This window comes from Dietzia sp. HMSC21D01, assembly GCF_001815995.1.
Taxonomy (GTDB): domain Bacteria; phylum Actinomycetota; class Actinomycetes; order Mycobacteriales; family Mycobacteriaceae; genus Dietzia; species Dietzia cinnamea.
On sequence record NZ_KV823885.1, the window covers coordinates 1 to 8,430 of the forward strand.

General features: G+C 72.3%; 8 protein-coding genes. 3 read left to right on the forward strand and 5 right to left on the reverse strand.

Translation table 11 applies throughout. The features are described 5' to 3' along the window. The 4 genes from HMPREF3086_RS07525 to HMPREF3086_RS07540 all read right to left on the reverse strand — a co-directional run. Positions 1-650: hypothetical protein (locus HMPREF3086_RS07525; protein ID WP_070721105.1), on the reverse strand; the 650-nt coding region annotated here is incomplete at its 3' end. A 71-nt stretch (positions 651-721) separates the two neighbouring features. Further along, positions 722-2,719 carry a heavy metal translocating P-type ATPase gene (locus HMPREF3086_RS07530; protein ID WP_109148917.1) on the reverse strand — a complete coding sequence of 666 codons (1,998 nt, stop codon included), beginning with the start codon at positions 2,717-2,719 and terminating at the stop codon, positions 722-724. Then, positions 2,716-3,057: a Cd(II)/Pb(II)-sensing metalloregulatory transcriptional regulator CmtR gene (locus tag HMPREF3086_RS07535; protein WP_070721086.1), complete on the reverse strand. Its 342-nt coding sequence runs from the start codon at positions 3,055-3,057 to the stop codon at positions 2,716-2,718. The genes HMPREF3086_RS07530 and HMPREF3086_RS07535 overlap by 4 nt, the downstream gene beginning before the upstream one ends. A 48-nt stretch (positions 3,058-3,105) precedes the next feature. Next, positions 3,106-4,338, reverse strand: a complete 1,233-nt coding sequence (locus HMPREF3086_RS07540) for an oxygenase MpaB family protein (protein WP_070721089.1) — start codon at positions 4,336-4,338, stop codon at positions 3,106-3,108. Between the two features lie 45 nt (positions 4,339-4,383). On the opposite strand from HMPREF3086_RS07540, the gene HMPREF3086_RS07545 reads away from it, so the two are divergent. The 3 genes from HMPREF3086_RS07545 to HMPREF3086_RS07555 all read left to right on the forward strand — a co-directional run bounded on the left by HMPREF3086_RS07545 (position 4,384) and on the right by HMPREF3086_RS07555 (position 6,311). Beyond that, entirely contained in the window at positions 4,384-5,001 is a 618-nt protein-coding gene (locus HMPREF3086_RS07545) for a TetR/AcrR family transcriptional regulator (protein WP_239550634.1), read from the forward strand. Positions 5,002-5,119: 118 nt separating this feature from the next. Next, positions 5,120-5,869: a lytic transglycosylase domain-containing protein gene (locus HMPREF3086_RS07550; protein WP_070721096.1), complete on the forward strand. Its 750-nt coding sequence runs from the start codon at positions 5,120-5,122 to the stop codon at positions 5,867-5,869. Positions 5,870-5,972: 103 nt separating this feature from the next. Further along, positions 5,973-6,311, forward strand: a complete 339-nt coding sequence (locus HMPREF3086_RS07555) for a hypothetical protein (protein ID WP_070721099.1) — start codon at positions 5,973-5,975, stop codon at positions 6,309-6,311. Positions 6,312-6,356: 45 nt separating this feature from the next. Here HMPREF3086_RS07555 and HMPREF3086_RS07560 read toward each other — a convergent pair whose 3' ends face one another. Beyond that, entirely contained in the window at positions 6,357-7,955 is a 1,599-nt protein-coding gene (locus HMPREF3086_RS07560) for a DEAD/DEAH box helicase family protein (protein ID WP_239550635.1), read from the reverse strand. Positions 7,956-8,430: the final 475 nt, after the last annotated feature.

The window sequence follows — 8,430 nt, forward strand, 5'->3', positions numbered from 1 at the left end:
GCCGGGTGCTCGCCGGACCGGTCGGCGAGTGCCGCCGCGTGCGCGCCGGCGAGCAGCCGGTCGAGCGCCGGGTAGGCCGCGCGTTCCTCCCGGATCCGGGACAGTCGCAGGGCTCCGGTGACCGAGGCGGGCGCGATGCCCAGCTCCTCCGCGGCGGCGACCTGCGTGGGGGAGCGGTCGACGGCGTCCACGACCCGCCACTGCGCCTCCGTGCGGCCGAGTACGAGCGGCGCGACCAGGGCCCACACCGCTTCGCAGTCGGCTGCCCAGGCCGTCGCCGACGTGCGCTCGTCCTGCGACCCGGGGTCGTCCGCGACCCGTATCGCCACGGAGCCGGGGAGACCCTTGGCGGCGTCGACGGCGGAGCGGGCGGCGATATAGGCGGCCCCGCGACCGGCCCGGGTTCCGGAGGCGACGGACTCGTCGTCGACGTCTCCCACCCCCACGCCGCAGTGCCACTCGCCGTCGCGCAGCGCGACGAGCAGGGCCGCGCGCACGGCGGCGGGGTCGTCGAGCAACCCCTGGACCTCGTCGCCGGCGGTGCGCTCGAAGGCGGCCGCGACCGGCACGCCGCCCAGCGCGTCGAGGAGGGCGGGCACCCGGTCGGCGCTGCTGCGGCTGCGGCGCTGGTCGATGGTCACCACGAACATGAGGTGATCGTGCCACACCCCGCCGACATGAGGTGAAAACACCTAAAACGGTCAAATGAGCCGTTATCGCCTCATTTGGCGAGTTGAGGGGCCCGGGCCTCACGCACCGGGCTCGCCGCTGCCACGGGATGTGAGGGGGTGCGCGCCGCGCGCAGGCCGTTGAGGATCACGAGCACCTCGGCCAGCTCGTGGATGAGCACCACGGCCGCGAGTCCGAGAACGCCGGTGATCGCCAGCGGGACGAGGGCCGCGATGAGGATCAGCGAGAGGGCGATGTTCTGGTTGATGATCCGGCTGCCCCGGCGCGCGTGCGCGAGTGCTCGCGGCAGGAGTCGCAGGTCGGTGCCCGTGAAGGCCACGTCCGCGGACTCGATGGCCGCATCGGAGCCGCTCACGCCCATGGCGATCCCGACGTCGGCCGTGGCGAGCGCCGGGGCGTCGTTGATGCCGTCGCCGATCATCGCCGTGGGGCGCGAGCGGGAGAGCTCGGCGATCGCCTCGGCCTTGCCGCCGGGCGTGAGGTCGGCGCGGATGTCGGAGATGCCGGCCTGCGCGCCGAGTGCCGCCGCGGTGCGGGGGTTGTCGCCGGTCAGCATGCTCACCCCGAGGCGGTGGTCGGCCAGGGTGGCGACGACGACGGGGACCTCCGCCCGCAGCTCGTCACGGATGCCGATGGCGCCGATCAGGCGGCCGTCGCGATGGACCACGACCACCGTCATGCCGTCGCGCTCGAGGTCCGTGATCTGCTCGGTGGGCTCGTCCGGAGCGAGCCGGCGCGGTGATCCCACGGTGATCCGGTGGCCGTCGACGGTCCCGGAGATCCCGTGCCCGGCGGACTCCTCGACGTGCTCGGCCTCCGGCTCCGACCGGCCTGCCGAGCCCTTCGGTGCGGCGGAGGTGATCGCGGTGGCCAGCGGGTGGGTGCTGTGGCGTTCGACGGCCGCGGCCAGGCCCAGTACCTCTGACTCGCCGGCGCCCGGGGCGGTGAGCACGCGCACGACCGAGGGCTCGTTGCGGGTGAGCGTCCCGGTCTTGTCCATCGCGAGGTGGCGGATGGTGCCGAGGCGCTCGAACGCCGCCCCGGAGGTGATGACGACCCCCAGCCGGCTGGCCGCGCCGATGGCGGAGACCACGGTGACCGGCACGGAGATCGCCAGCGCACACGGCGAGGCCGCCACGAGCACGATCAGCGCGCGGGTGATCCACAGCTCCGGGTCGCCGAACAGGGAGCCGAGGGCCGCGACGAGGACGGCGAGCACCAGGACCCCGGGCACGAGGGGTCGGGCGATCCGGTCGGCGAGGCGGGCCCGGTCGCCCTTCTCGGTCTGGGCGCGCTCGACGAGGTCGACGATCGTGGTGAGCGTGTTGTCCGTGCCCGGGGCCGTGGTGGTGAGCTCGAGGAGGCCGGAGGTGTTGATGGAGCCGGCCAGGACCGCGTCGCCGGGCTCGACCTCGACGGGGATCGACTCGCCGGTGACCGCCGAGGTGTCGACGCTGCTGCGGCCGCGGGTGACGATCCCGTCGGTGGCGACCCGCTCACCGGGCGCGACGACGAGCGTCTCTTCGGCGCGGAGTTCGGCCGTCGGGATCTCGGCGGAGTCGGCGCCCCGGCGGACGGTGGCGGTGTCCGGGACCAGGCGGAGGAGCGAGCGCAGGCCGGAGCGGGCGCGGTCCATGGCCCGGTCCTCGAGTGCCTCGGCGATGGAGTAGAGGAACGCCAGCGCCGCGGCCTCCTCGACGTAGCCGAGGATGACGGCGCCGACGGCGCTGATGGTCATGAGCAGGCCGATGCCGAGGCGGCCGTGGGTCACCAGTCCGCGGATCGCGCCCGGGGCGAAGGTCGAGCCGCCGAGGAGGAGGGCGGCCCAGAACAGGAGCTGGCCGACCGCTCCGGCGCCCGCCCACTCCGCCCCGGGCCACGCCGCGCCCGACCACTCCGTGGCCAGGCCCGCGGCCAGCGCGACGCCGGAGGATGCCGGGACGAGAACGGCCGGATCCCGCCACCACGGGCGGGCCTCCTCGTCGTGGCCGCCGGGGTCCGGGGCGTTGCAGCCGCACGCGGAGGTCACGACGGCCTGCAGGTGGGGCAGTCGGAGACCACGCACTCGGCGTCGGTGTCCACGGCGAGCGTCACGTCAAGGAGGTCGCGGAGCGAGGCGGCGAGGTGGGGATCGGAGATCTCGTACCGCATCTGCCGCCCCTCGGGCGCGGCCACGACGATGCCGCAGTCCCGCAGGCAGCCCAGGTGATTGGAGACGTTGGGCCGGGTGAGGTCGAGCTCGCGGGCGAGATCGGCCGGGTAGCGCGGCCCGTCGAGTAGGCACAGCAGGATCCGGGACCTGGTGGGGTCGGCCATCGCCCGGCCCAGCCGGTGCATCACATCGAGCCGGGTCGCACGCGTCAGCATGCGCTGAACTATACAGCCGCTGCTGAACTCTTTCGCCGGGCCCGGGGGTCAGGCGGTGGCGGGGCGGCCGATGTCGGGCCGGGCGTCGCCGAAGGTCTCCTTTCGCTCGCGGTCGCGGACCCGCTCGCCCCACGCGTCGAGCCGGGAGCGGCCGATCGGCGTGCGGTAGCGCAGCGTGTTGAGTGCGACGAGGTAGGCGTGAGCCCACGGCGGGCGGACGGGCAGGCCGAACTCACGCATCGACTCGCGACCGAGGAGCACGGTGAGCATGCTCAGCAGCCGCTCGTGTCCGACGCGGGCGCGCAGGCGGGGGAACGGGCCGCTGCGATGACGCGTGCGCTGCGCCTCGACCAGCGCCTGCGTGAGCTGCGGGCCCGCCTCGGACAGCCCGGCCTGCGCCAGAAGGATGTGGTAGTTGATGCGGTGGCGCTCGCTCTCGCGCTCGACGAGGAAGTCGTCGTCGACCCCGAGCAGCCAGCCGACGTAGCGCCACACGTGCATGACGTCCTGCGAGTCCTGGCGGCTCACCGGCACGCCGAGCGTCCGCACGCCCAGCAGGACGACGGCGTCGAACAGGCCCAGGGTGGCGGCGAGGTCGCTCTGGTTGATCGGCAGGCCCCAGCGGCCCGTGTCCCAGCGTGGCTCCATGGAGTGGTTGACCACCGCGTGCATAGCGCGCACGTGGCCGGTCAGCCGCCACGCCTCGCCGCCCGGGCGCAGCCCGTCGGGGATCGACAGCGACATGGTCCAGTGGCTGGTCTCGGCCAGCCGCCGCAGGGTCGTGTTGCCGGTCAGCCCGCCGGTCGCCACGAGCAGGTCGGTCGGGCCGCCGAAGCGGTAGCCGCCGATGAGCGAGAGCTGCAGCAGGATGTCCGCGGCGTTCTGGCCCAGCCGCAGGTAGACGTTCTGCCCACGCTCGATCTTCTCCCAGTCGACCCAATCCGGGGTGTCCTCGAGCCGGGCGATGTACTCGCGCAGGACGGGCGCGGCGTCCTCGGGCAGGCCGGCCGTGCCGGTGGTCAGGGCCTCGTCGAGCTGGCGGCGGCTCACCGCGCCGGGCTCGCCCGAGCGCAGGCGCATCGCGGCGGCCAGCTTGTTGCCGAGCTCGTCGCGCTCGAGGTACCCACGGCCGAGGCGGTCCATGAGCTGATCGTCGACCTCGTCCACGCGCGCGACGGCCTTGAGCGTGCGGCCGATGCGGCGCGAGCGGTCCTCGGCCTCGCGGAAGCGTGTGGGGTACGGCGAGTGCGCGGTGGTGGGGCGTTCAGGCGCTGCGGTCATGGCACGACTATGACGCGAGTATTTACTCGCATACAATTCGCATTCATGAGAAGGGTGCCCAAGCAGGCGAGATCCCGCGCGATGGTCGAGCGGATCATCGCCGCGGCTCGCGTCGTGCTCGTGCGCGACGGGTACGAGTCCTTCACCACGAACCGCGTCGCCGACGAGGCCGAGGTGAGCCCCGGATCGCTGTACCAGTACTTCCCCGACAAGTCGGCGCTGGTCACGGTGGTGATGGACCGCTGGTCGGCGGAGATCTCCGACCGCGTCGCGGCCTCGCTCGCGGCCTCCGGCCCGGTCGACGTGCAAGACCCGGCGGCGGTCCGGGGGATCGCCGACGCGCTGCTGTCCGCATTGGAAGCAGACGCCGGGCTGCTGCGAATCGTGTGGGAGGAGCTACCCGCGGTGCGCCACCGGGCCGCCCAGCACGCGCTGGAAACGCGCGTCCGCGAGCTGCTGGCCGTGTACCTCTCCGCGGCCGGCCTGCGCTCGGCGGACCCGGCGGCGCGGGCCTGGGTGATCGTCATGGCCGTGGAGAACATCGCCGTCCGCTGGGTGCTGGACCGGCCCGCCATCAGCCGCGACGCCCTGCTCGACGAACTCACCGCGCTCGCCGGTGGGTTCGCGTCGGGGAGCGGAGCCGACGCCCGGTCGCCGGAGTGAGGGCCGGTCGCGGAGGAAGACGCCACGGCTGAGTGAGGGGAGCGTCACGGCCGGCCCGCCGTGAATCGGGGGATACCCCGACGCGCTGCGGAACCGGGCTCCGGCAGGATGGCAGGCGATGCCCACCCTGACCCCCCGCGCCACCGCGAGCCTCGCGGGACTGCTCGCGACCGTCGTCTTGTCGTCGTCGTGCTCCTACGAGGCCACCCGCGAGGCGCCCATCCCCATCCCCCCGGGCATCCCGCCCGCCGCAGGGGCTCCGGTGCCGACCATCGACATCAACGCCCCGGGCCGGACGTCTGACCAGCTGCGCGAGTGGGCGGCCGACCTCAACGAGCCGATGAACATCCCCGTCGCCGCGCTGGCCGCCTACGGCAACGCCGCCGAGACCATGCGCCAGACCCGTCCCGAGTGCAACCTCGCCTGGACCACGCTCGCCGGGATCGGGCACGTGGAGACGCGGCACGGCCGGTACCGCGGGGCGATGTTGAACGACGACGGCTACGCGCTCCCTCCGATCATCGGGATCAAACTCGACGGATCCCCGGGGTTCGCGGACATCCCCGACACCGACGGCGGGCGCTGGGACGGCGACACCGAACACGACCGCGCCGTGGGACCCATGCAGTTCATCCCCGAGTCGTGGAACAAGTACGGCCGCGACGCCAACGGCGACGGGGTGGCCGACCCCAACCAGATCGACGACGCCGCCGTGGCCGCCGCGCGCCTGCTGTGCGAGACCGGGGGAGACCTCTCGGTGGCCGAGAACTGGCAGCGTGCCGTGCTGGCCTACAACGCCTCCCGCGAGTACGTGATGGACGTGCGCGACGCCGCGGCCGCGTACTCGGTGGGGACGACGGCGCCGTAGCGTGCTGCCGGCGTCCGGGTGAGGTGAGCGGATCGCCGCTGCTCATCGGTCGACAGCCGTCCGGTAGGTGGCTGACGCCTCGCGCAGCTCGAGGTGGGTTCCCGTGCGCACGTCGCCGCTGCGGGGCAGGTGGACCACCCGGTCGGCGGTCGCGAGGAAGATGCGTAAGCGTGGCGCCGTCGCGGATCTGGTGCACTTGTCTCTGGACGACTCCGGCCGACGGGCGCAGCTCTACATCGTCGGCGAGCTGTCAAGCCGATCCCTAGCCAGTTCCAGTTCCACAGTCGCCTGGATGCTCGGCCGCTCATCAGCCGGGCTCCGCCGGCGGTTCGCCGACAGGTATGGAGAGACTACGACGAGGACCGTTGCGGAGTTCCGCGCCGGACCCGCCGTCCACATCGACATCATCGATCTGCGGAGCCTGGTGCCCGGGTTGGAGTAGTGCCCACGGCAAGGTCACTCGACTGCAGATTGATCGTAGCTTCCCCTAGTCGAGGGCCTCCGCCAGCCGTGCGGCGGGGATCCAGTCGATACCGAACACCCGGGCCACCTCGGAGAACGTCGACGCGTCCGCGTCCGCGTCGGTGCTGGTCGCGGACGCGATCAAGCGCGACAGCATGACCGTGCCGGCTCGTTCCTCGATCGTCCCCGCCGCCGCCAGGAGTGACCAGGAACAGACCTGGTGGTTCCGGTGCGCGCGGCCCATCGTCTGCTCAGCCAGGAGTCCCGAGTAGCGGGCCTGGTGGAAGAAGCCTCTGCGCGGGGTGTCAGTTGCGAACGACCCGTCGGCGAACTGCTCGCCCGCCTGCAGGTTGATCGCGGTGGGCGTGTTGAACACCACCACCGGCGCCTCGCCCCGCTGGAAGCGCATCCGCTCGGCCTCGGCCTCCGGGTTCGAGCCGTAGATCCGGGCCACGGGGATCCCGTCGGCCTCGAGCTTCTCGGCCACGGGGTGCGCGGCGGTGGACACCATCTCGGTGGCGATGAGCACCTGGAATCCGCGTGCGAGTTCCGCCTTGGCCGCGGCCACCGTGTGCTCGACTCGGATCATGGACGCTTTTTGCCGCAGCCGCACCAGGGCGGCCAGTCCGCGGGCGACGTTGTTGCCGGTCCGGGCCAGCTGCATCTCGCGCTGGAAATCGCCCCACTCCAGCTCGTAGGCCCGCCACTGGTCCGGGGTCAGCTCCACCAGGTCGACGTCGAAGGGCGGCGGCCCCCACACCGCCGACCGGGTGAGCATGAGCGGCGGATCGTGCCGCAGCAGGATGTCGCGAACGTCGCTGATGGCGGCCTGCTGCGTCTGTAGCGACTCCTTGGCCTCCGCGCTCCACGTCCACTTCCCGTAGGAGGGTTCCAGGGGCACGCCCCGGTCGGCCAGCGCTCGACCGAAGTCCGCCCACTGGGCCGGCGGATCTCCGTGTACTTGGGCGTACAGCGACGACATGTAGCCCCATTCGCCCGGGTGATGCCCCGGGGTGGCGGTGATCGTCAGGACGAACGGTGCCGTGTCGTGGGGAGCATCCATGCGGGTCAGTCGCCGCATGTAGCTGGTGCGCTTGCTGTCATGCCGGAACTGGTGGGCCTCGTCGATCACCGCGACATCGACCTTCAGCCGCGGCCGCCCGTTCTGGGCCATGAGCTTTCCCAGGCTGTCGGAGGACATGATGATCCAGCGCAGGTCGTCGTCTCCCAGGGCGGCGATGGTGCGACGCCATGACGGGATGGTGATGCGGGCCGGCCGGTCCACCGTCACCAGGATCGTGCGGGAGCCGCGCTCCCGCGCAATGGCCTTCGCCGCGGCCACCGCCACCAGGGTCTTGCCGGTGCCCACGTCGTTCGCAAGATGAACCTGCCGGAACCCGTGCTCGGCGGCAGTGGCGATCGCGTCCACGTCGGCGCGTTGCTCCGGGCGCAGCGTCATCGGCGCGGCGGTCGCACCCGGACCAGTGCTGCCGTTGAGTTCGTCCTCCCGCCACCGCAGGTAGGAGTACGGCTTGCTGGCGTAGGGCTCGAGGGCGCTCGGCAGGGCGGTGCCGACGTACGCGTGCGCGGTGAGCGACTTGTAGTAGGTGACCCCGGCCGGCATCCCGCCGCCCAGTCCTCCCCACGGGAGTTCCAACAGCCATACCCGCTGCCCGGGCGGGATCGTCGGAACCGCTGTCGCTGCGCTGGACTTCCTGGCCGTCTTGGTTGTCTTCGTCGACTTCGCTCGCGTGGACGTCGGCTTTCGCTTCCTGGTTGACGAGCGCGAAGACCGGGTCGCCATCAGATCTCTGCCCTGGTACGGGCGGGGACGGCGACGGGTGAATCCACGGTGATCTCCTGGGTAATCCTGGCGGGGTCTGGCTCACTCTAAGGGTCGACTACGACGCCGTCGGTGCCCGAGTCTCTGACCGCACGGCGCGCACCGCGGCCCCCGGGTCATCGACCTGCAACCGCACCACGGACACCTGCCGCAACGTAGGCGCACGCCACCCGAAGTCCGGAACCGACGCTGCGACGGGCTGCGCGAGAGTGAGGCTGAGGTTAGTCGGCCCTTCCGGAATCAGAGTGCATTGATC

Coding starts and splice junctions, on each gene's coding strand:
- HMPREF3086_RS07535 (WP_070721086.1), bottom strand. CDS start 3,057: ATGCTGACGCGTGCGACCCGGCTCGATGTGATGCACCGGCTGGGCCGG.
- HMPREF3086_RS07540 (WP_070721089.1), bottom strand. CDS start 4,338: ATGACCGCAGCGCCTGAACGCCCCACCACCGCGCACTCGCCGTACCCC.
- HMPREF3086_RS07545 (WP_239550634.1), top strand. CDS start 4,384: ATGAGAAGGGTGCCCAAGCAGGCGAGATCCCGCGCGATGGTCGAGCGG.
- HMPREF3086_RS07550 (WP_070721096.1), top strand. CDS start 5,120: ATGCCCACCCTGACCCCCCGCGCCACCGCGAGCCTCGCGGGACTGCTC.
- HMPREF3086_RS07560 (WP_239550635.1), bottom strand. CDS start 7,955: ATGCCGGCCGGGGTCACCTACTACAAGTCGCTCACCGCGCACGCGTAC.